At 71.3% G+C, this 21365-nt stretch carries 20 protein-coding genes; 9 read left to right on the top strand and 11 right to left on the bottom strand.

All coding sequences use genetic code 11. The features are described 5' to 3' along the window. Positions 1–18 precede the first annotated feature (18 nt). A complete protein-coding gene (locus QNI14_RS05910) occupies positions 19–549 on the top strand; it encodes an adenine phosphoribosyltransferase (RefSeq protein WP_283715517.1) in 531 nt (176 codons plus the stop codon). A gap of 26 nt (positions 550–575) precedes the next feature. Next, on the top strand, positions 576–1949 hold the full coding sequence (locus QNI14_RS05905) for a D-alanyl-D-alanine carboxypeptidase family protein (protein ID WP_283715516.1): 1374 nt from the start codon (positions 576–578) through the stop codon (positions 1947–1949). A gap of 111 nt (positions 1950–2060) precedes the next feature. Here the strand turns inward: QNI14_RS05905 and QNI14_RS05900 are convergent, their stop codons facing one another. The 7 genes from QNI14_RS05900 to QNI14_RS05870 are packed head-to-tail and all read right to left on the bottom strand — an operon-like array spanning position 2061 to position 9063. Then, positions 2061–4304 (bottom strand): hypothetical protein, encoded by a 2244-nt coding sequence (locus QNI14_RS05900; protein WP_283715514.1) that lies wholly within the window; start codon positions 4302–4304, stop codon positions 2061–2063. Beyond that, entirely contained in the window at positions 4301–5494 is a 1194-nt protein-coding gene (hpxO, locus tag QNI14_RS05895; protein WP_283715512.1) for an FAD-dependent urate hydroxylase HpxO, read from the bottom strand. The genes QNI14_RS05900 and hpxO overlap by 4 nt, the downstream gene beginning before the upstream one ends. 50 nt (positions 5495–5544) lie before the next feature. Continuing rightward, positions 5545–5865, bottom strand: a complete 321-nt coding sequence (uraH, locus tag QNI14_RS05890; protein ID WP_283715511.1) for a hydroxyisourate hydrolase — start codon at positions 5863–5865, stop codon at positions 5545–5547. Next, positions 5862–6368 carry a 2-oxo-4-hydroxy-4-carboxy-5-ureidoimidazoline decarboxylase gene (gene uraD / locus QNI14_RS05885; RefSeq protein WP_283715509.1) on the bottom strand — a complete coding sequence of 169 codons (507 nt, stop codon included), beginning with the start codon at positions 6366–6368 and terminating at the stop codon, positions 5862–5864. The genes uraH and uraD overlap by 4 nt, the downstream gene beginning before the upstream one ends. Positions 6369–6399: 31 nt before the next feature. Beyond that, positions 6400–7185, bottom strand: coding sequence for an ABC transporter ATP-binding protein (locus tag QNI14_RS05880; protein WP_283715508.1), 786 nt, complete (start codon positions 7183–7185; stop codon positions 6400–6402). Positions 7186–7195: 10 nt separating this feature from the next. Continuing rightward, the gene (locus tag QNI14_RS05875; protein ID WP_283715507.1) at positions 7196–8083 is read right to left on the bottom strand and encodes an ABC transporter permease; all 888 of its coding nucleotides are present in this window, start codon (positions 8081–8083) and stop codon (positions 7196–7198) included. Positions 8084–8109: 26 nt separating this feature from the next. Continuing rightward, positions 8110–9063, bottom strand: a complete 954-nt coding sequence (locus QNI14_RS05870) for an ABC transporter substrate-binding protein (protein ID WP_283715505.1) — start codon at positions 9061–9063, stop codon at positions 8110–8112. Between the two features lie 232 nt (positions 9064–9295). On the opposite strand from QNI14_RS05870, the gene QNI14_RS05865 reads away from it, so the two are divergent. The 6 genes from QNI14_RS05865 to QNI14_RS05840 all read left to right on the top strand — a co-directional run bounded on the left by QNI14_RS05865 (position 9296) and on the right by QNI14_RS05840 (position 16679). After that, entirely contained in the window at positions 9296–9901 is a 606-nt protein-coding gene (locus QNI14_RS05865) for a helix-turn-helix domain-containing protein (protein ID WP_283715503.1), read from the top strand. A 63-nt stretch (positions 9902–9964) separates the two neighbouring features. Further along, on the top strand, positions 9965–11371 hold the full coding sequence (gene allB / locus QNI14_RS05860; RefSeq protein ID WP_283715502.1) for an allantoinase AllB: 1407 nt from the start codon (positions 9965–9967) through the stop codon (positions 11369–11371). Continuing rightward, entirely contained in the window at positions 11368–12495 is a 1128-nt protein-coding gene (locus tag QNI14_RS05855) for an acetamidase/formamidase family protein (RefSeq protein WP_283715500.1), read from the top strand. The genes allB and QNI14_RS05855 overlap by 4 nt, the downstream gene beginning before the upstream one ends. Further along, a complete protein-coding gene (locus tag QNI14_RS05850) occupies positions 12492–14069 on the top strand; it encodes an AtzH-like domain-containing protein (protein WP_283715498.1) in 1578 nt (525 codons plus the stop codon). Before QNI14_RS05855 ends, QNI14_RS05850 begins: the two co-directional genes overlap by 4 nt. Before the next feature lie 43 nt (positions 14070–14112). Then, entirely contained in the window at positions 14113–15357 is a 1245-nt protein-coding gene (locus QNI14_RS05845; protein ID WP_283715496.1) for a pyridoxal-phosphate-dependent aminotransferase family protein, read from the top strand. Next, on the top strand, positions 15354–16679 hold the full coding sequence (locus tag QNI14_RS05840) for an allantoate amidohydrolase (RefSeq protein WP_283715494.1): 1326 nt from the start codon (positions 15354–15356) through the stop codon (positions 16677–16679). Before QNI14_RS05845 ends, QNI14_RS05840 begins: the two co-directional genes overlap by 4 nt. A 21-nt stretch (positions 16680–16700) precedes the next feature. Here the strand turns inward: QNI14_RS05840 and QNI14_RS05835 are convergent, their stop codons facing one another. Continuing rightward, positions 16701–17318 (bottom strand): LOG family protein, encoded by a 618-nt coding sequence (locus QNI14_RS05835; protein WP_283715493.1) that lies wholly within the window; start codon positions 17316–17318, stop codon positions 16701–16703. A 71-nt stretch (positions 17319–17389) separates the two neighbouring features. Here QNI14_RS05835 and QNI14_RS05830 point away from each other — a divergent pair, with 71 nt between their 5' ends. Continuing rightward, positions 17390–18757: an amidohydrolase family protein gene (locus QNI14_RS05830; RefSeq protein WP_283715491.1), complete on the top strand. Its 1368-nt coding sequence runs from the start codon at positions 17390–17392 to the stop codon at positions 18755–18757. A 53-nt stretch (positions 18758–18810) separates the two neighbouring features. Here the strand turns inward: QNI14_RS05830 and QNI14_RS05825 are convergent, their stop codons facing one another. The 3 genes from QNI14_RS05825 to QNI14_RS05815 are packed head-to-tail and all read right to left on the bottom strand — an operon-like array spanning position 18811 to position 21350. Beyond that, positions 18811–19719 carry an ABC transporter permease gene (locus QNI14_RS05825; protein ID WP_283715490.1) on the bottom strand — a complete coding sequence of 303 codons (909 nt, stop codon included), beginning with the start codon at positions 19717–19719 and terminating at the stop codon, positions 18811–18813. After that, positions 19719–20525, bottom strand: coding sequence for an ABC transporter permease (locus QNI14_RS05820; RefSeq protein ID WP_283715489.1), 807 nt, complete (start codon positions 20523–20525; stop codon positions 19719–19721). Before QNI14_RS05820 ends, QNI14_RS05825 begins: the two co-directional genes overlap by 1 nt. Positions 20526–20528: 3 nt before the next feature. Further along, positions 20529–21350: an ABC transporter ATP-binding protein gene (locus tag QNI14_RS05815; RefSeq protein ID WP_283715487.1), complete on the bottom strand. Its 822-nt coding sequence runs from the start codon at positions 21348–21350 to the stop codon at positions 20529–20531. Between the last annotated feature and the right edge of the window lie 15 nt (positions 21351–21365).

Raw genomic sequence — 21365 nt, 5'->3', positions numbered from 1 at the left:
GACGCGTAGCCTGGAGCGGTGACCGCAGCCCCGTCCGCCGCCGACCTCGCCCGCGCCGAATCGCTCATCGCAACGATCCCGGACTTCCCCGAGCCCGGCATCCTCTTCCGCGACATCTCGCCGCTGCTTGCCGACGCCGCAGGGCTCCGCACCGTCGCCGAGGCGATGGTCGCGCCGTTCGCCGGCACCTTCGACGTGGTCGCCGGTGTCGAGGCGCGCGGCTTCCTGCTCGCGGGCGCCCTCGCCGTGGCATCCGGCACCGGCCTCGCACCGATCCGAAAGGCCGGCAAACTGCCGCGGCCCGCCGGCTCGGTCGACTACGCGCTCGAGTACGGCACCGCGACGATCGAGATGTCCGACGACCTCGCACCGGGCACCCGAGTGCTGCTCGTCGACGATGTGCTCGCGACCGGCGGCACGCTGCGCGCCGGTCAGCAGCTGCTCGAGCAGCTCGGCTACGCGCTCGCGGGCACCGCGGTACTCATGGAGCTGGCAGAGCTCGGCGGCCGCGACGTCTGCGGGCCGGTGCACAGCGTGTTCACCGTTTGAACGACTGATCGAAGCCGGGGGGCACGATGGGGGAGCAGGGGGAGGGCTCGACGACCGACGTCGACGAGCTCGATCGATTCGAGGCGCTGCTGAACGAGACCGCGCCGGTCGTGGCGCCGGAGGTGCACCGCGATCCCGTGGCGCGACGCCGCCGTATCCGTCGGGTGATCCTCGGACTCGGGATCCCGATCGCGCTGGTCGCGGCGACGGCCGGTGGCTACGTCGGCTGGGCGCTGCACGCGCCGCTGCCCGAGCCCGAGGCGCGCGCGGTCGTGACGCCTCCGGTTCCGACGACCCGACCGGCGGACGTATCGCTGCCGACGTCGGGTGCCGCCGCCGTGTCGGTGTCGGGCGCCGAGGAGTATCTGGGCACCGACGGCGACGAGATCTGGCAGGCGACCGGCGGTGACGAAGCGCGCCCGATCGCGAGCATCACGAAGCTCGTGACCGCCCTCGTGGTGCTCGACGCATACCCGCTCGAACCGGGTGAGCCCGGGCCGTCCGTCGGCTTCGGGAACGCCGACGTCGCGATCTACGAGGACTACTACGTGCGCGGCGCGGCGCTCCGGCCGGTGCAGCGCGGCGCGGAGATCCCGCTGCGCGACGTGCTGGCGACGGTGCTCATCCCGTCGGCGAGCAACTACGCGACGAGCGTCGCCCGGTGGGCCTTCGGGTCGGATGCCGCGTACGCGAGGGCCGCCGCCGCGTGGCTCGACGAGCACGGGCTCACCGATACCCGCATCGTCGATGCAACCGGACTCGATCCGCGGAACACCAGCACGCCGTCTGATCTGCTCGCGTTGGGCAAGATCGCGCTCGCGCATCCCGTCGTCGCCGAGATCGTCGCGACGCCTCAGCTGACCCTCGACGTGCCCGGTCGACTCGTCAACACGAACACGTTGCTGGGCGCCGAGGGGTTCACCGGTCTGAAGACCGGCACGCTCACCGGGAGCGGCTCGAATCTGCTCTACTCGGCGACGGTGTCGGTCGGCATCGGCGCGCCCGTCGACATCGTCGGCGTCGTGCTGGGCGGGAGCACCGGCGGCGCGGTCGCGAGCAGCGCGCAGCGCACCGTTGCGTCGCTCCAGGACGGCTTCCAGCGGGTCACGCCCGTCGCGCGCGGCGACGTCATCACCGGCTATACGACAAGTTGGGGCGGCGAGGTCGATGTCGTCGTCGGCGGAGGCGAGGCGTTGACGGTCTGGGGTGACACCCCGATCACGGCGGACCTCGATCTGCGCCGCCCGGTCGACTTCGTCGACGGGGAGCAGGTCGGCACGATCACCTGGACCGCCGGCCCCGCGACGGCCACCGCGGAGCTCGTCGTCAGCGGCACGATCGAGCCGCCGACCGACGAGTGGCGGCTCCACAACCCGCTGGTGCTGCTCCGCGGGGACTGACGGCAGGCCGAGCACCCGTCGCGGATGGTCGCTCCTGCGGGCGGCATCCGCTCATCGGCTACGGAATTTCACACCAGGCGAGCGGATGCCGCCCCGACGCGCCCACGCGGGTCAGTCCACGAGCGTGCGGAGCAGCGCCGCGACGCGCGCAGCGGTCTTCGGCTCATGCGCGGCCAGTGCGGGCAGTCCGGCGGCGGGCACGCCGTCGGTGAGCCACTGCCGGGCAACGGCCGATACCACCGGCGGCTCGGCCGTCGCGTCCGCCCCAGCGGCCAGCGCCACGGCCGCGAGCCGACGACGCAGCGGGTCGGCGACGCCCGCCGCCCGCAGGGCCGCCTCGGCCAGCGTGCGAGCGTGCACATCCTCACCTGCGCGAGCCGCGCGATCTGCGAGCAGTGTCAGCGACGCAGCATCGCCGTGCCGTCGAAGCAGCAGTTCGGCATGGTCGCGCATCGCACGCAGCGCATCGGCACGGAGATGCTCGGCGGTACGAGCGGTGGCCGCCGCGGCGCTCGCGACCGCCAACGCCGCATCGGCATCCCATGGGCACAGCGGTGCCGTCACTGCCGCCCAGGCGCGCGTCGCGACATCGAACGTCGCCGGATCTCGCGCGGGAAGCAGTGTCGCGACCACATCAGCCAGTGGTCGGGCTCTCGCGGCGACCGGAACACGACCGCACACGTCGACCGCCAACGCCGCCGTCGTCGTGCTCGCCTCGAGGTCGCCGAATCCCGCGAAGGCAACCGCGGCTTCCGCGAGGACAACTGCGTCGGTGCGCGCGCGAGCGCGGCGCTCCAATGATGAGGGATATCGCATCTCACGGATCCCGTCGACGACCGCGTGCACGGCCGCGACGGTCCTCGGATCGCCGGCAGGCAGCGCGTTCACGGCCACTGTGAGCGCGCCGCGGGTGAGGGCTGTCTGTGGATGACGGTCGACTGGTGTCGCGTGGGCGGCGACGAGGATCCGCTCGGCCGCTGCAGCCACGCGGGCACGGTCCGGCACCGCCGGAGGGTCGGTCCAGTCGCCGTCGAGGACGGTCTCCCCTGAGAGCAGGCGGGCAACCTCGGCCAGCTGTGCCGGCGCCGCAGCGGACGCGAGTGCCAGCTCGGCGACCGCGTCCGCGATCGGTTCGAGGACATCGGATGCCACGACCCGCAGCCGCGCCGCGACCGCAGCAGCCGCGACAGCCCGTTGCGCGGCACCCTCGATCGAGTCGCAGAGCGACTGCGCATCGTTCGCCGCCTGCACGGCGGCATCCGCGTCACCGATGCGACCGAGCGCGGCCGCGGCCGTCGCAGCGGCGGTGGCCCCGATGCCGCGCTCGTGGTCTCGAGCCGCGCGAAACAGTTGCTGCCGGAGCCCGGCCACGACGGCATGCACCTGCGGGGATACGGCAGCTCTCCGCACCAGCACGCGTGCAAGCTGCGCGAGTCGGTGAGCGTCGGATGGGTCCGCGGTGTGCAGTGCGCACCCCGCGACCGCGTGCGCCGTGCGCAGCAGCGCCCCGGTGGCGGCCCGTTCATGGGCAGCCACAGCGCGGAGGGCGATGTCCATGGCGCCCGGGTCACCCGCCTGCGCGAGCGCCTGCGCGACGTACGCGAGCTCGATCTCGGGCTCGGTGCGCACCCGCTCGGCGAGGAGCACGGCGCGTTCCCCGTCGCCGAGGAGCGCGTACACCGGGGGGAGGCGCCGCGGGACGGCACCCGGAGACTCCTCGAGGCTGTCGTCGGCGACGAGTAGCGCGGCGAGCGGCACGAGATCTTCGGGGGTGCGGGCCGCCCGGGCGAGATGTGCGGCAGCGTCGTGTCGCTGACGACCGGGTTCGGCGGGGTCGTGCACCGCGAGCAGACGCGCTCGACCCGGGTCGGTCAGCAGCGTCACGAGTGCGTCGCGTTCGCCGTTTCGGTGGTGCATCGAGCGGGCGAACGCTGCTGAGGAGAGCACCGGCGCGGCACGGTCCCACTCGCCGGATGCATGCGCGGCCGCGGCGGCCGAGAGCAGCGCCGCGCGGAAGGGGGCGAGCGCCCGCTCCTGTGTGCGCGCAGACAGCTCCTTCCCCGGGGCGAGCGGCCCGACGTGCAGATTTCGCACCACCCGTCCCAGCGCGTCGGCGCCGTCGAGGGCGAACCCCGCAGCATCGACCCGGATGCCGTGGATCGTTGCCGCAGGCAGCGTGCGCGCCACCCGGGGCCGACCCGCCAGGCGCTCCAGGTCGATCAGGGTGAGCGGTATCGCGGCGGCCGCGAGCAGACCCGCGAGGTGCGCCCCCAGCGCCGAGCGCATCATCGCGTCGAGTGCCGCCCACGGTTCCGAACCGGTCGCGGGGCGGCGGGGGGCTCGGCGTGCGCTCACGTGTGCCGCAGGCCGCCGCCGAGATGTACCGGGGTTCCGTCGATGTTGCCGACGATGCCGCGGATGATTCCGGCACCGTCGGTGCCGCGCAGACTGTCGTACCACGCCTGCGTCGCCACCGGGTCGAACGCGTGCGTCTCGTGGCCGCGCTTGCGGGCCCGCAGCACGAGGTCGCCGGCGCGGGCGGCGCGGACGTCCTGGTACCGCAGCAGCGTGTCTTCGACGCTCACCGTGTTCGTCGCGAACGCGATGCCGAGGGCGAACGCGTCCTCGAGCGCGAGGCACGCGCCCTGACCGATGTCGGGCGCGGTGTTGTGCGCAGCGTCACCGAGGATCGCGACCCGGCCTTTCGCCCATGTCGGGAACGGGGTGATGTCCCAGATCTCGACCCGGTTCAGCGATACGGCGGGGTCGATGCCGTCGATGAGCGCCTGCACGCCCGGCGCCCAGCCGGCGAACGCCTCGCGCAGCGGCGCGACGCCGTCAGCGCGGTCGAACGGCACGCCCGACGGCTGCGGCACGTCGAACCAGAAGTAGAACCGGTCACCAGCCACGGGCATGACCGCAGCGCGCTTGCCGTCGGCGACATATGTCGTCCACGCGGTGCTGCGGCCGATGCGTTCGTCGAGTGCGATGAGGCCGTTGAAGTTCGTGTAACCCGAGTACTCCCGCTCGATCGGCGGGGTGCCGTCAGGTTGCACATACGCCCGGGTGATCGAGCGGGCGCCGTCGGCACCGATGAGCAGGTCGGCGGTGTCGGTCGAGCCGTCGGCGAACGTCGCGGTTACCTGACTGCCGTCGTCGTCGATGCCGACGAGCTTCATCCCCAGACGGATGCCGCTCATTCCGAACCGTTCCATCATGAGCGACTGCAGGTCGGCGCGCGCCACCGGGTACGGGCGCTGCCCGGTCTGGGCCGTGACGGGGGCGAGCGAGAAGTCGCACAGCGTCTCGCCGGTGTGTCCGTCGATGTATGCCATATCGGCCATGTCGCCGCCGAGTGCGGCGACCTCGGCACCGAGGCCGAGCCAATTGAGCACCTTCACACCGTTCGACCACAGCGACAGCGCTGCGCCGACCGGCTTGTTCTCGCGCATCTGGTCGTAGATCACGACCTCGTGACCCAGGCGCTGCAGGGCGATGCCGGCACTCGTGCCGCCGATGCCCGCGCCGACGATGATGACCTTCATGCGCTGCACGCTACGACGCCCGTGTCACGGTCGCGTTTCGGACGCATGGCTCAACTTCCCCGATATGTCGAGTACGCGAAGGGGCTGAGCAGCAGCGGCACGTGGACGTGCGGGCGCTCGTCCAGCGTGAACGCGATCGTCGCGGACGGGTAGAACGTCTCCTGCCCGAGGGCGGCGAAGTACGCGCCGGTCTCGAATCGCAGCGCGTACTCGCCCGGTGCGAGGACGTCGGGTCCGATGCCGGTACGCCCGTCGGCGTCGGTGGTGCCGCGGGCGACGATCTCGCCCGCGGCATCCGACAGCACGACGGCGACGCCGGGAGCGGGGGCGCCGCGTCCCGCATCGAGCACATGCGTGGTCACGTGGGTCATCGGTCGTCCTCCGTCACGGTCGATCGCAGTCGCAGGAGCGCGATCTCCCGCAGCTGGGTCAGGGCTTCGGCCGACTCGGCCGGGTCGTCGTTGCCGAGTCGGCGACGCGCCTCGGCAAGCATCTCCTCGGCGGATCGCCCCGCCGCCCGGATGAGGAAGACGCGCCCGAAGCGCTCCTCGTACGCCGCATTCGCCGCGGCCATGTCGGCGGCGATCCCATCGGATGCCACGGCCATGGCCGATTGTTCACTGCGGGAGTGCGTCGCCTCGGCGCTCGCCCCGGCGACGCGCTGCCCGATCCGGGGATGGTGGGCGAGCGCGGCATCCAGGTCGGCGGCGTCCCACTGCCTGGCGAGGCCGTCGGCGTGCGCGACGAGCGCGTCGACCGATGCATAGGGGCGCGCCGCGACGATCGCGGACGCCCAGGCGGGCACGGCCGCCCACACCGCGACGGTGCTCGTGGCGGTGTCGGCGTCCATCGCGTTGAACTCCGTGAGGTGCACGGCGACTCCTTCCGGTCGGCTCACGCTACCGTCACACGTGGTCGCCGACACCGTGCACGAGGTCGGAGATCTCGCGCTTGTACTCGTTGAAGGCGTGGTCGGTGACGTCTCGTTCTGTCGGCAGGTCGATCTCGACGATGCGGCTGATGTGGCCGGGGACACCGTGCGACGCACCGCCGGTCATCACGACGACCCGGTCGGCGAGGAACACGGCCTCTTCGATCGAGTGGGTGACGAAGACGACGGTCGTCTTGGTCTCGACGTGGATGCGCTTGAGTTCTGCTTGCAGGTCGGAGCGGGTGAGCGCGTCGAGCGCGCCGAACGGCTCGTCCATGAGGAGCACCTTGGGTTCGTTCGCCAGCACGCGGGCGATCGCGACGCGCTGCTGCATGCCGCCGGAGAGCTGTCCCGGGAACTTGCCCGCGAAGCGGGTGAGCCCCACCGCCTCGATGAAGCGGTCGGCCAACTCGGTGACGCGGCTCTTCGGCAGGCGCCGCCGGCGCGGACCGTACGACACGTTCTCGCGCACCGTCAGCCACGGGAAGAGCCCGTAGTCCTGGAACACCACGCCCCGATCGGGACCCGGGCCGGTGACGGGCGTGCCGCCGACCGAGATCGAGCCGCTCGAGGCGTCTTCGAAGCCCGCGAGGATGCGGAGCACGGTGGATTTGCCGCAGCCGGATGCGCCGACGACGGCGACGAACTCGCCCGAGGCGATGCGCAGGTCGACGCCCTCGACGGCTTGGACGCCAGCCCATTCCGGCCCGTAGCGCTTGCCGAGCGCGACGATGTCGACGGACGCGGAGTCGTTGATCATGTCGGTCCCCTTACTTGATGAGCGGACGACCGCGGGTGAAGAGGCGGAAGGCACCGACCAGGAGGCGATCGGAGAGGAAGCCGGCGGCGCCGATGACGACCATGCCGACGACGACCATGTCGGTGCGGACGACATCGCGGGCGAGGATGATCGACGAGCCGAGTCCGACGTTCACACCGACGGACTCGCCGAGCACCAGCACGACCCACGCGATACCGAGGCCGACGCGGAGACCGTTCATGACGGCCGGCGCCGAGGCGGGAACGACCACCTGGGTGAGGATCTCCCACCGGCGCGCGCCGAGCATCTGGCCCGCCTCGACCAGGCGTACGGGAACCTCTTTCGAGCCGCTGATCGCACCGAGCACGATCGGGAAGAAGGCCGACAGTGCGATGAGGAAGATGGTGGCCTGATCGCCCCAGCCGATCAGGAGACCGACCAGCGGCACCCAGGCCGTGGCGGGGATGGGGCGGAACAGGTTGATGAACGGATCGAACAGCCCGTCCATCGTGTACGAGCGGCCCATCAGGATGCCGAGCGGGATCGCAATCGCCGCGGCGATCGCGAAACCGACGAGCACGCGGAGCGCGGAGGTGCCGAGGTTCAGCCACAGGTCGGACGAGAAGGCGTCGTCGCGGATGCCGCCGAAGGCGTAGTCCACGAGGGAGGTGACGACGTCACCGGGGGTGGGCAGGAACCCCATCCGGATGCCGACGAACGGCACCTCCCACGCGAACTGCTGACCGAGTTGCCAGAAGACGAGGAACAGCACAGGGACCGGCAGTGCCAGTGCGAACCGCTTGATCGCCGCCCGGTTGTTGGGGCGCCTGGCGGGGGGACGCCGCCGCGGGGGTGCGGCCGGTGCCGCCGCGCCGGGCGCCGGGGTGGTGTTCGTCACGGCGTGCTCCGCGTCTGCTGGGTGGCTCAGTCGGTGAAGGACGTGTCGACGATGTCGTCGGCGGTGGGCGCGGTCTCGAGCAGGCCGATCGACTGCATGGCAGTCGCGAGCGCCTCGAGCTGGCCGACGTACTCGTCCGACAGGTCGGAGCGGAGCCAGAAGTTCTCGAGAGCCGAGGTGAGCACCGCCTCGTCGCCCCCGAACTCCTCGACCATGCCGGGGAGCCACTCTTCGATGTTGTCGGCCATGTACTCGGTGGTGGCGGCGTGCGTGTCGACGACCTTCTGCACGAGCTCGGGGTCGGACTCGACGAGCTCGCCCGTGGTGACCAGGCCGATGTTCACGCGACCGATGTCGGTCGAGTAGGGGTCCATGACCTCGGTGCCACCGGCGTTCTCGGCGATCGAGACGCCGATCTCGACACCCATGAACGCGTCGATGTCGCCGGCGATGAAGGCCGATGCCATCTCGGGGACCGGGATCGGGGTGAGCTCGAAGTCTTCGGGCGTGAGGCCGGCCTCGTCGATGAGCAGGCGCAGCGCGACTTCCTGCGCCGAGCCCTGCACGATGCCGATCTGCGAGCCGACGAGCTCGTCGAGCGACGTCTCGCCGTTGCCGATGAAGCCAGATCCGCCGTCGGCGGCGCTCGCGACGATCTTCAGGTCGCGGTCCTGCGCGATCGAGGAGATCGTCGGGGTGACGCCCGAGATGGCGAAGTCGATCGAGCCCGAGACGAGGGCGTCCGAGAGTGCGGGGGTGGTGTCGAGCGTGACGACCTCGAACTCGACGCCGTCTACGGCGTGGTCGTTGTAGAGGAACGGCTGGTAGAAGTGCGGCTGGCCGCGGAGGGTGCCGATGGTGACGGTGACCGTCTCCTCGCCGCCCTCGGTGGTCGAAGCGCTCGAGCAAGCGGTGACGGCGAACGTCGCGGTGATGGCGGTCGCCGCGGCGAGGGCGAGGCGCAGGGAACGTGCAGGCATGTGGTGGGTGCTCCTGGTGGGAGGGTCCGTCGCGGACCGGTGCGGGTGCGGAAGGTGGCGCTGCGGTTCATTCAACGACCGGCGATCGCACGGGGCGTGAATCCCGTGTAACAGCCTTGTTAAGTGATCGCTTAACGCGTGACGTCCACAGCGCGCGCCGAGAATGCGGGTGCGTGCGTCGCCCTACGATGTGACCGTCGCAATGGTCGCGACGACGAGGATCGGAGGATCGATGGCGGATGACGCGCAGATCGGCGCGAGGTTGCGCCGGGTTCGCCAGGCGCAAGGACGCTCGCTCGCGTCCGTCGCGCAAGAGATGGGCATCTCATCGAGCGCGCTCTCGCAGATCGAGACGGGCGCGATGCAGCCCTCCGTCAACCGCCTCATCGAACTCGTCGGCGTCCTCGGCGTGCCGGTGTCGACCATCTTCGACGACGTCGACGTCTTCGCGCCCCAGGTGAACCCGCACGCCGACGCGACCGAACCGCTCCCCGGAGTGCTCGTCGCGCAGGGACCGGCCGAGCCGGCAGCGCTCGGGCAGGGGGTGACCTATCGACGCCTCACGCCGGGTGCGCTCGCCGGCGCAGACTGGTTCGAGTCGGTGTACCCGCCGGGGTCGTCGTCGAGCGCCGACGGGGCGATGCTCGTACACGCGGGCCACGAGAGCGGGCACGTGACCCGCGGGCGCCTGACGTTCGAGTTCGACGACGGCGCCGTCACGCTCGACGTCGGCGGGTCGCTCTCGTTCGATGCCCGCCGCCCGCACCGCGTGGTCAACGACACCACCGAGGTCGCTGTCGCGATCTGGCTCACCGTGGGTGCGGGCGAGCACTCTTGAGCCTTCACGTGGGCGTTACACACGAGAAACCCGCCCGCCGACGTTAAGCAATAGCTTTAGACCGTGAGCAGCCGTCACCCGCACCGCACCGTCGTCCGCGCCGCGCAGGCGTGGCTCGACGGACGATTCCAGCCCGTCGCCGTCGTCGTCGAACGTGGGACGATCGTCGACATCGCCGGCATCGGCGAGCGGGTGGCCGATGCCCGTGCGGTGCTCGTCCCCGACGACGCGGTGCTCCTGCCCGGCCTCGTCGACTCGCACGTGCACGTCAACGAGCCGGGGCGCACCGAGTGGGAGGGCTTCCGCTCCGCGACGCTCGCCGCCGCAGCGGGCGGCGTGACGACGTTCGTCGACATGCCGCTGAACTCGATCCCGCCGACCACGACCGTCGCCGCGCTCGCGCTGAAGAAGGCGGTCGCCACGCCGTCGGCGTTCGTCGACATCGGCTTCTGGGGCGGTGCGGTCCCCGAGAACCTCGGGCAGCTCGGGCCCGTGCACGACGCGGGCGTGTACGGCTTCAAGTGCTTCCTGTCGCCGTCGGGCGTCGAGGAGTTCGGTCACCTCGACCGCGCACAGCTCGCGGCCGCGATGGAGGAGATCGCGGCGATCGACTCCCGCCTCATCGTCCATGCCGAGGACCCCGCGCTCCTCCACGACCATGGTGCCCTCGGCCGGGAGTACACCGCGTTCCTCGCGTCGCGACCTCCCGAGAGCGAAGCATCCGCCATCGACGCGGTCATCGCCGAGGCTCGCCGTACCGGTGCCCGAGCCCACATCCTGCACCTCAGCGACGCGGCATCCCTCCCCGCCATCCGGGCGGCGAAAGCCGACGGCGTCCGGATCACCGTGGAGACGTGCCCGCATTACCTGACCATCGCAGCCGAGGAGATTCCCGACGGCGCCAGTGAGTTCAAGTGCTGCCCGCCGATCCGCGGCGCCGGCAACCGCGATCTGCTCTGGCAGGGCATCGTCGACGGCACGATCGACGCGATCGTGAGCGACCACTCACCGTCGACCGTCGACCTCAAGCGCACCGGCGGCGGCGACTTCGGCCTCGCGTGGGGCGGCATCGCCGGCCTGCAGGTGGGCTTGTCGGCGGTGTGGACCGAGGCCCGCGGCCGCGGCATCCCGCTGGAGCAGATCGTGCCGCTCTACACGACCGGGCCGGCGCGGGTCGCGGGCCTCGAGGGGCTCGGCGAGATCGCCATCGGCGCGCCCGGGCACCTCGCGGTCTTCGGTGTCGACGACCCGTACCGGGTGGCGGCCGCCGAACTGCTGCACCGCAACCCGATCACCGCCTACGACCACCGCGAGCTCACCGGCCGGATCCGCCGCACGCTCCTGCGTGGTCGCACCGTCTACGACGTGACCGAGGGCGGCGCCGGCGAGGCGCCGCTGCGTCGCGGCAAGCCGAAGGGCCAGCTGCTGTCGCGTTCGCACACCGAAGATGCACGCGAGGAGGCGTCATGACGACAACGACGGTGGGGTCGCAGGTGCTCCCGATCCTGCAGCCCGGCATGGGCGAGATCCCCGGCGACCACTATCTCGACGCGGGCGTCGACCACGTCATGTGGGGCCGGCTGCCGTGCGCCGCCGACGCACCCGTGCTCACCGTGGCATCCGGTGCCACCGTCACGTTCGACACGGTCAGCCACGAAGGCATCCTCGAAGACCAGGGCAAAGACCCGGCCGCGTACTTCGCCGGGCACGGTGTCGCCGCCGACGCCGTGCTGACGGATGCCGTCGCGATCGCTGCGCAGCTCTCGCGGGACCCCGCCGCAGACGGGCCGCACGTCGTGACCGGCCCCGTGTTCGTCGAGGGCGCGCAGCCGGGCGACCTGCTGAAGCTGACCGTGGAGCGGCTCACCCCACGCGTTCCCTACGGGGTCATCTCGAACCGGCACGGCAAGGGTGCGCTGGTGGGTGAGTTGCCGCGTCGACCCGAGAACGTGAGTGTCTTCACCCCCGTCATCGACGCACCGGGCGGGCTGGTCGGCGCCCTTCCCCTCATCGACGGGGGACCGGCGACCGTGACGTTCCCGCTCGCCCCGTTCCTCGGGACGATGGGGGTCGCTGTCGCGGGTGACGCCCGCCCGCACTCGGTCCCGCCCGGCGCGCACGGCGGCAACATCGACATCAAGCTGCTGGTCGAAGGCGCCGTGCTCTACCTGCCGGTGCAGGTGCCGGGAGCGCTGGCCTACGTCGGCGACCCGCACTTCGCGCAGGGCGACGGCGAAGTCGCGCTCACCGCGTTGGAAGCCTCGCTGCGGGCGACGGTGCGGTTCGACGTCATCCCCCGGGACGAGGCGATTGCGGCGTTCGGCGAGCTCGACGGCCCCCTGGTCCGCACCGACGAGTACCTCGTGCCGACGGGCCTCGACCCCGACCTGAACGAGGCCATGCGCAAGGCGGTCCGTGCGGCCCTGCGGCTGCTCCATGCCCGGTACGGCATGGACGAACATTTGGCGTACGCCTACCTGTCCGCCGCGACCGACTTCGACATCTCACAGGTGGTTGACATCGTCTGCGGCGTGCACGCGCGCATCCGCGAGGCCGACTTCGCTGCAGTCCGCGGCATCGGGGACGGCGCATGAGCGGCATCCCGGACGACCTTCGACGCGCCTTCGAAGCGTATGAGCGCGCGATCCTCGCGAACGATCTCGACGCACTCGATGCCGCCTTCGCCCCCGGCGCCGACACGATGCGGGGGGATGCCGCGGGCCTGCTCGTCGGCCATGACAGCATCAGCGCGTTCCGCAGCACCCGCGGTGGCGTGGCCGCCCGGACCATGGAGCGCGTCGAGTACCGTCCGCTCGCCGAGGATGTCGCCCTCCTCGTCTCGGTGTCGCGCTTCGACGGCGGTGGACGCGGCCTGCAGACGCAGGTGTGGCAGCGCCAGGACGGCACGTGGCGGATCACCGCCGCCCATGTCACGCCGAGGGCGACGGGCATCGACCGGACGGTGTGGCGCACGATCGGCGATCCGCTCTGGCAAGGCGCGTGGGAGGGCCCGCTCGAGGGGCTCACCGTCGCGGTGAAGGACCTGTTCGCGATCAAGGGCTACCGCATCGGCGCCGGGAATCCGACCTTCCTCGACTCCGCGCGTGCGGAGACCACGACGGCCCCCGCCGTCGCGGATCTCCTGCGCGGCGGCGCGTCGCTGCGGGGCATCGCGCGCACCGACGAGTTCGCCTACTCGATCGCCGGGGACAACCCGCACTACGGCACCCCGCCGAACGGCGCGGTCGCCGGCGCCCTCCCGGGCGGCTCTTCGAGCGGTCCGGCGACCGCCGTCGCCACCGGGCAGGCCGAGATCGGACTCGCGACCGACACCGCCGGGTCGGTGCGGGTACCCGCGTCGTACCAGGGGCTGTGGGGGTTGCGCACGACGCACGACTTGGTGCCGCGCCAGGGCATGCTGCCGCTCGCGCAGAGCTTCGACACCGTCGGCTGGCTGACCCGCGACGGGCAGACCATGCAGCGCGTCGCGGACTGGTGCCTCAGCTACGACGGCTCCGACTCGACCGAGTCCGTCTACGGCGCTTCGGGGGTAGACCTGCCGTGGCGGTTCGTCGTGCCGGACGAGATCGTTGCGGCTGCGGACGCCGACACCCGACGCGCCTTCGATGAGCTGCTCGGCCGCCTCGCGGCATCCACCGATCCGGCACACGTCGGCACCGCGCCGATCGGCGACCTCGACGACTACCTCACGCCGTTCCGCACCGTGCAGGCCGCCGAAGCCTGGCGCAACAACGGCGCCTGGCTGCGGGAGCACCCCGGCGCGTGCGGATCGGCCGTCGCGGCACGGTTCCGCGCCGCCGCCGAGGTGACACCCGCGCAGGAGACCACGGCGCGCGCCGCGCTCGCGCCGCTGCGCGCACGGCTCGAGGCGCTCGTGGTCGACACGGTGCTGCTGTTGCCGACCGCGCCCGGCCCCGCCCCGTCTCGCACCGCCGACCCCGCCGCCGTCGACGCCGCTCGCACCGCCACGCTGCGGATGACCGCACCCGCCGCGGTCGCGGGTCTCCCCGCCATCAGCGTGCCGCTGCTGCGCGTGCGCGGCGCACTCGGCGACGCCCCGGTCGGCGTGTGCCTGGTGTCGGCGCCCGGCACCGACATCGCGCTCGTCCGCCTCGCGCGTCGCCTCGCCGACGCCGTCGCAGCCTGATCATCCCGGCCCCGCCGGTCGCAGACCCACACGAAGGACCCCCATGACCCACACCATCCCCGGCCCGATCGACCCGCCCGCCCGTCTGCTGATGGGCCCGGGTCCCATCTCGGCGTATCCGAGCGTGCTGCGTGCGATGTCGGCACCGCTGGTCGGTCAGTACGACCCGTTCATGACGGCGGCGATGACCGAGACCCAAGAGCTGTACCGCGCGGTGTGGGCGACGCAGAGCGACGCGACGCTGCTCATCGACGGCACCAGTCGCGCCGGCATCGAGGCGGCGATGCTCTCGCTCATCCGCCCGGGCGACCGGGTGCTCGTGCCGGTGTTCGGTCGGTTCGGGCACCTGCTGGCCGAGATCGCCGAGCGTGCCATGGCCGAGGTGCACACCATCGAGACCGCGTGGGGACAGGTCTTCGCCCCGTCGGCGATCGAGGAGGCGATCATCCGGGTGCGCCCGACGCTGCTCGCGCTCGTGCAGGGCGACACCTCGACGACGATGAACCAGCCGCTCGACGAGATCGGCGCGATCTGCGAGCGCCACGGCGTCCTCTTCTACACCGACGCGACCGCCTCGCTCGGTGGCAACCCGTTCGAGGCCGACGCCTGGGGAGTGGATGCCGCGACCGCGGGCCTGCAGAAGTGCCTCGGCGGGCCGTCGGGGTCGGCGCCCATCACCCTGTCGCCTCGCGCCGTCGAACTGATCCAGAATCGCAAGAAGGTGGAGGCCGGCATCCGTGAGGCAGGCGACCCGTCGTCGCCCGACTTCGTGCGGTCGAACTACTTCGACCTCGGCATGATCCTCGACTACTGGGGTCCGCGGCGGCTCAACCACCACACCGAGGCGACCACGATGCTCTACGGCGCCCGCGAGTGCGCGCGGGTGCTGCTGCTCGAGGGCCGCGACGAGGTCATCGCGCGCCACGAGCTGGCCGGTCGGGCGATGCTCGAGGGCGTCCGTGCGCTGGGACTGACGGTGTTCGGCGATGTCGCGCACAAGATGCACAACGTCGTCGCGGTCGAGATTCCCGAGGGGGTGCCCGGTGATGTCGCGCGCGGGGCGCTGCTCGAGGACTTCGGCATCGAGATCGGCACGTCGTTCGGTCCGCTGCACGGCAAGGTGTGGCGCATCGGCACGATGGGCTACAACGCGCGCAAGGATGCCGTCCTCACGACCCTCGCCGCCCTCGAGCAGGTGCTCCGCCGGTTCGGTGCACCCGTGCCGGCGGGCGGCGGTGTCGAGGCCGCCGTCGACGTGTACGCCGGGGCGGCCGCGGGGGCGCGATGACGACGTTCGCACCGACCCTCGCCGAGCTGCCCCACGAGGTCACCGCGGCGGCCGCCCGGCGCGTGATGGCGCGCTGCGACGAGCTGGCGCGCGTGACCGCGACGCCGGGCACCATCGAGCGGGTCTACCTGTCTCCCGAGCATGCCAGGGTGAACCGGCTCGCCGCCGAGTGGATGCGCGAAGTCGGCATGAAGACGAGGCAGGATGCCGCGGGCAATCAGCTCGGGCGCATCGCCCCCGCCGGTGCGACCCACGACGACGGACCGGCGCTCATGCTCGGGTCGCACCTCGACACCGTGCTCGACGCGGGCAGGTTCGACGGGATCGTCGGGGTGCTGATGGCGCTCGAGGTGGTGCGACTACTGCGTTCGCCCGAGCGCGGCGGAGCTGCCGGAGGCGGCATCCGCTTGCCGTTCGCACTCGAAGTGGCGGCGTTCTCGGACGAGGAGGGGACCCGATTCGGGACGGCGCTCCTGGGCTCGTCGGCGGTCGCGGGCCGCTGGGACGAACGGTGGTGGGACGTCACCGACGCGGACGGCGTCACCCTGCGTCAGGCGTATCGGGAGTTCGGGTTGGACCCGACGCGCGTGGGCGAGGCGGCTCGCCGCCCCGACGAGCTGATCGGGTACCTCGAGGCGCATATCGAGCAAGGGCCAGAGCTCGACCGGTCGGGGCAGTCGCTCGCCGTCGTGTCGTCGATCGCGTCGGCGCGGCGGTTCCAGCTGGTGGTCGAAGGCGAGGCGCGGCACGCGGGCGGCACTCCGTACGACATGCGCCGCGACGCGCTGCTCGGCGCGAGCGAGGCGGCGCTCGCCGTCGAGCGCATCTGTGCCGCGGAGCACCACATCATCGGCACCGTGGGCCGGTTCGAGGCGTTCCCGGGGGCGGTGAACGTGATCCCCGGCGAAGTGCAGTTCAGCCTCGACCTGCGCGGCGAACTCGACGACGAGCGTGATCGCGTGTGGGACCACCTCACCCGAGAGCTCGACGAGATCATGGGGCGGCGGGGGCTGCGGTGGCGCTCGCGCGAGATCCACCGTGCCGCGGCGGTGCCGTGCGCGCCGCTCCTTCAGGACGTCGTGCGCGCGGGCATCGCGGGCACCCTGTCACCGCGGCGCGAGGAGCCCCCGGTGATCTTCAGCCGCGCGGGCCACGACGGCATGGCGTTGGGTGCGATCACCGGCGTCGGGATGCTGTTCCTGCGCAACCCCGACGGGGTCAGCCATCACCCCGACGAGGCGGTGTCGGCCGGCGACGTCGCGCACGGGATCCGCGCGCTCACCTCGGCCGTCCTGCACCTCGCCGCCGAGCACCGCGCCTGACCCCGCTGCCCGCGGCACGGGTCAGGGGCGGACGGTCTCGGAGATCTCGCTGCTCATCTCCGCGCCGGGGGATGCCGCGGAACGGGCGGGCGGCACGTACGCCTGAAGCCGGGTGAGCGCGTCGTCCGGTTCGTCGGCCACGACGAGCATGTCGGTGTAGCGGGGGTGGGTGAAGCCGCGGTCGCGCATGTTCGCCACGAAGGCGAGCAGCGGATCGAAGTAGCCGTCGACGTTGAGGATGCCGACCGGCTTCTCGTGGATGCCGAGCTGTGCCCACGTCCACTGCTCGGTGAGCTCCTCGAGGGTGCCCGGTCCGCCGGGCAGCGCGAGGAACGCGTCGGCGCGGTCGGCCATGAGCATCTTCCGCTCGTGCATCGTGTCGACGAGGATCAGCTCGCTGAGCTCGTGGTGCACCGCTTCGCGCGCCTGCAGCGCCCGCGGGATGACCCCCGTCACGCCGGCGCCGGCGCGGAGCGCGGCATCCGCCACCGTCCCCATCAGCCCGACGTGTCCGCCGCCGTAGACGAGATCCATGTCGAGGCGGCCAATCGCGGTGCCGAGCGCAGCGGCGGCCTCGACGTACAGCGGGTCGAATCCGGGGGAGGATCCGCAGAAGACCGTGACCGTGAAGCGTGCCATGCACTGACGCTAAACGGCCCGTGTTTCCGTGCCGTGACAGCCCGGAAACATCGTCCGATTAGCGTCGAATCATGTCCCTCCTGGTCACGCACGCGCGTCTCATCACGGTGCCGGCAGGCACCGACGATCCCGGCTACATCGACGACGGCTGGATGCTCGTCGAGGGTGGCCGGATCGCCGCGATCGGCTCGGGCACGCCCGACGTCGTCGCCGACGAGACGCTCGACGTCGCGGGTGCGTTCGTCGCGCCTGGCTTCGTCTCGAGTCACTCCCACCTGTTCACCTCGGGCCTGCGCGGGCTCGGCGTCGCCGACACGCTCTACGGCTGGTGCGATTCGATGCTCGGCTCGACCGCGCACATGACGCCCGAGCAGATGTACTGGTCGACCCTGCACGGCAGCCTCGACTTCTTGAGCAACGGCGTCACGACGGCGTACAACTTCACCGACCCGCTGCAGGCGTGGGAGTCGATGGTCGACGGCAAGCGCACCGGCACCGCCGGTATCCGAGGGCTTGAGTATCACTTCCGGCAGGCGGATGCCACGCGTGATGCCGGCATCCGCTTCGTCGACGCGAGCGGGATGGACGTCACCGCCGGCACGGCGGACGAGGTGTTCGAGCGTTTCGCCGCCGAGGTGGCCCACACCCGGAGCATGGACCCCGACTTCGCACTCGGCTCATCGATCATGGGCCAGGTGCAGTGGTCGCCGCACCCGGATGCCGCGGAGTTCGAGGTGGAGGCGATGCGCCGGTACGGCGTGACGAACCAGGCGCACTTCCTCGAGTCGCCCGAGGCGATCGAGCACCAGCAGTCGAAGTTCGCGCTGTACCGCGATGCCGGGGCGCTCGGCCTCGGCCTCATGTTCGGCCATTTCATCCAGACGACCCCCGAGATCATCGAGCAGGCGGTCGCCGGCGGCGCGTCGATGTCGTGGCAACCGGCATCCAATGGTCGGCTCGCATCCGGCGTGGCACACGTGCCCGAGATGCTCGCGATGGGGATGAAGGTGGGCGTCGGCCTCGACGACCAGGCGTGCACCGACGTGAGCGACCCGTGGCAGAACATGCGCATGGGCATCTACATGCAGCGCGCCCGCACGAAGGACCCGTTGTCGATGATGCCCGAGCGGATGCTGCGGCTGCACACCCTCGGCGGCGCCGAGATCATGGGGGTCGACGACCGGGTCGGCAGCCTCGAGGTCGGCAAGTTCGCCGACTTCGTGGTGGTGGATCCGCGCTCGCCGGACGTCGGTCCGCTGTGGCATCCGGTGCGCTCATACGTGCTCGCGATGAGCCCGCGGAACTTGAAGGCTGTCTACGTCGGCGGTCGACTCGTGGATGCCGCCGGGGTCTCGACGAACCCGCTCGCCGCCGAGGCGTCGGCGAAGGTGCACGAGCTGCCGGCGGCGCTCGTGCCGCTGCGCGGCCACCCGCACTGACGCACCGGTCGGCACGGTCACCGGCGCCGACCCGCCGCGAGAGCGGGCGCGGATCAGCGCGCGGTGGTCATGCCCATCCGGGTGAGCACGATGTTCTCGGCCACCTGGACGATGTTGTAGAGCAGCAGCGTGATGACGGTGATTAGTGCGATCGACGTCCACAGCTGGGTGAACTGTGCCTGCGCGTTGAATTTCAGAATCGATCCGCCGATGCCCTGACCGGTCGAGAGCCACTCGGCCAGCAGTGCACCGGTGACCGCGCCGGGCACCGAGACGCGGGCCGCCGCGAACACGCTCGGCAGGGCGCCGGGAAGGTTCACTTTGCGCAGGGTCATGAGCCGGCCGCCGCCGAACACGTGGACGACATCGAGGCTTTGCTGGCTCGAGCGGCTCAGGCCGAAGAGGATGTTCGCGAGCGCCGGGAAGAGCACGACGATCGTGCCGATGACAGCGACGGATGCCGTCGTGCCACGCCCCGTGATGAGGATGATGACCGGCGCGATGGCGACGAGCGGGATCGTGCGCAGCAGCAGGACGAGCGGCATCACGCCCGCCTCGACCGACTTCGACAGGTTGAACAGGACCGCGAAGACGAGCGCGACGACCATGCCGACCACGAACCCGAGGGTGGAGTCGGCGAGGGTCTGGCCCACCAGGGGGAACATCGCCGCACGGTGCTCCGCGGCGTCCTCCGAGACGAAGAGAAAGTCCCAGACGTCGAGCGGGCCCTTGGCGATGTACGGCGAGATACCGGTGAAGCTCACCACCGCCTGCCACAGCGCGACGAGCACGATGAGGGTGATCGCAGCGTTCCCGAGTGAGCGGAGGATCGCCTTGGAGAGGGCCCGGCGGCGGTCCACCCGCAGCCGGGCCTGGGCGGCGGCCTCAGCGGCGAGTGCGACCTGGACGGTGCGGTCCTGTGGAGCGGAGACCGTGTCGATCGGCGAGTGCTTGCGGGCCATCAGTGCGCCTTTCCGGACACCCAGGGGGTCACCATCCGTACCAGCAGCCCGACCAGACCGTAGGCGACGAGGGCGAAGACCGCGCTGAGCAGGAACACCGACCACACGCCCGCCGAATCGAGCTGGCCCTGCAGTCGGATGAGGGTGGGCCCGACCCCTGCGGTGATCGAACCGAGGTATTCGCCGAGCACGGCGCCGAGGAACGCGGTGGGAACCGCGATCTGCAGCGCGTTGAGGATCGAGGGCAGCGCGGCGATCAGCCGCACCTTGTACAGCTGCGTCCACGCGCCGCCGCCGTAGACGCGCACGACATCGAGCGAGGCCTTGTCGGCGGACTTGAAGCCGAGGATCGAGCTGACGACGGTCGTGAAGACGCAGACGAGCGCCGACAGGAAGATCGCGGTCGGCGACGGATCGCCGGGGTTTCGGGCGCCACCGATAACGACGATCGAGATGCCACCCACCGCGACGATGGGCAGGCAGTAGGTGACGACGGCGATCTGAGTGATCAGTGTTTCCAGGCGCGGGAGGACGAGCACGATCGCCGACAGCAGGAGCGCGATCCCGTTGCCCCACAGGTAGCCGATCCCCGCGGCCGTCACCGTCGGCTGGAACACGTTCCACGCGCCGGCGATGTTCCCCTGCAGGATCAGCCAATCGAAGACTGCGTACGGAGACGGGACCGGCGTGAACGTCGTGCCCTCACGCTGCTGGAACGCGGTGATCGAGAACAGCCACCACAGCAGGATGAGCGCCACGCCACCGATGAGCCCGGCCGCCCACCCGGGGATGCGCCGTCTCGCCATGGGTCACGCCTCCGCTTCGGCGCGGCCGTCGGAGCCGAACAGCAGCTCGGACGCCCGATCGACGTACGCGTGGAACTCGGGCGTACGCATCATCTCGGGCGTGCGCGGGCGTGGCAGGTCGATCTCGATGATCTCCTTGATGCGCCCGGGGCGGGGCGACATGACGGCGACGCGGTCGGCGAGGAAGATCGCCTCACTGATCCCGTGCGTCACGAGCAGCGTGGTGGCCGGCTTCTCGGTCCAGATGCGCAGGAGCTCGAGGTTGAGGTTCTGCCGCGTCATGTCGTCGAGCGCACCGAACGGCTCGTCGAGCAGCAGCACCGAGGGCTTGAGTACGAGGGCGCGCGCGATCGAGGCGCGCTGGCGCATACCGCCGGAGAGCTGCGATGGCTTCGCGCTGGCGAAGTCCTTCAGCCCGACGAGCTCGATGAGCTCATCGACGTAGGCCTTGTCGACCTTTCGCCCGGCGACCTCGAACGGCAGTTCGATGTTCTTGCGGATGCTGCGCCACGGCAGCAGCGCGTGGTCTTGGAAGGCGATGCCGAGCTCGCTCTTCGCCCGCAACTGGTCGGGGGTTTCGCCGTCGACCAGCGCCGCCCCGTGGGTGGGGTGGTCGAGCGCCGCAAGGATGCGCAGGATGGTCGACTTGCCACAGCCCGACGGGCCGAGCAGGGCGAGGAACGACCCCTTCTCGGTGTGGAGGTCGGTGTCCTGCAGTGCGGTCAGCGTCTTGCCGCCGCGGAGAGGGAAGGTCTTGGAGACCCCGGTGATCTGGATGCCGGTGCCCGTGGGGGCACCGGCATCCGTTACGTCAGTGACGGTCATGATCTCGCAGCGTGG

Origin of the sequence: Microbacterium dauci, from assembly GCF_030065535.1 — a bacterium.
GTDB lineage: Bacteria > Actinomycetota > Actinomycetes > Actinomycetales > Microbacteriaceae > Microbacterium > Microbacterium dauci.
This window is presented reverse-complemented; position numbering and strand designations above follow the sequence as displayed.

Bases quoted from the DNA above. Each gene is read 5' to 3' on its own strand.
- QNI14_RS05905 (WP_283715516.1), top strand. From the start codon at position 576: ATGGGGGAGCAGGGGGAGGGCTCGACGACCGACGTCGACGAGCTCGAT.
- hpxO (WP_283715512.1), bottom strand. From the start codon at position 5,494: ATGAAGGTCATCATCGTCGGCGCGGGCATCGGCGGCACGAGTGCCGGC.
- uraH (WP_283715511.1), bottom strand. From the start codon at position 5,865: ATGACCCACGTGACCACGCATGTGCTCGATGCGGGACGCGGCGCCCCC.
- QNI14_RS05880 (WP_283715508.1), bottom strand. From the start codon at position 7,185: ATGATCAACGACTCCGCGTCCGTCGACATCGTCGCGCTCGGCAAGCGC.
- QNI14_RS05870 (WP_283715505.1), bottom strand. From the start codon at position 9,063: ATGCCTGCACGTTCCCTGCGCCTCGCCCTCGCCGCGGCGACCGCCATC.
- QNI14_RS05865 (WP_283715503.1), top strand. From the start codon at position 9,296: ATGGCGGATGACGCGCAGATCGGCGCGAGGTTGCGCCGGGTTCGCCAG.
- QNI14_RS05855 (WP_283715500.1), top strand. From the start codon at position 11,368: ATGACGACAACGACGGTGGGGTCGCAGGTGCTCCCGATCCTGCAGCCC.
- QNI14_RS05850 (WP_283715498.1), top strand. From the start codon at position 12,492: ATGAGCGGCATCCCGGACGACCTTCGACGCGCCTTCGAAGCGTATGAG.
- QNI14_RS05845 (WP_283715496.1), top strand. From the start codon at position 14,113: ATGACCCACACCATCCCCGGCCCGATCGACCCGCCCGCCCGTCTGCTG.
- QNI14_RS05840 (WP_283715494.1), top strand. From the start codon at position 15,354: ATGACGACGTTCGCACCGACCCTCGCCGAGCTGCCCCACGAGGTCACC.
- QNI14_RS05835 (WP_283715493.1), bottom strand. From the start codon at position 17,318: ATGGCACGCTTCACGGTCACGGTCTTCTGCGGATCCTCCCCCGGATTC.
- QNI14_RS05830 (WP_283715491.1), top strand. From the start codon at position 17,390: ATGTCCCTCCTGGTCACGCACGCGCGTCTCATCACGGTGCCGGCAGGC.
- QNI14_RS05825 (WP_283715490.1), bottom strand. From the start codon at position 19,719: ATGGCCCGCAAGCACTCGCCGATCGACACGGTCTCCGCTCCACAGGAC.
- QNI14_RS05820 (WP_283715489.1), bottom strand. From the start codon at position 20,525: ATGGCGAGACGGCGCATCCCCGGGTGGGCGGCCGGGCTCATCGGTGGC.
- QNI14_RS05815 (WP_283715487.1), bottom strand. From the start codon at position 21,350: ATGACCGTCACTGACGTAACGGATGCCGGTGCCCCCACGGGCACCGGC.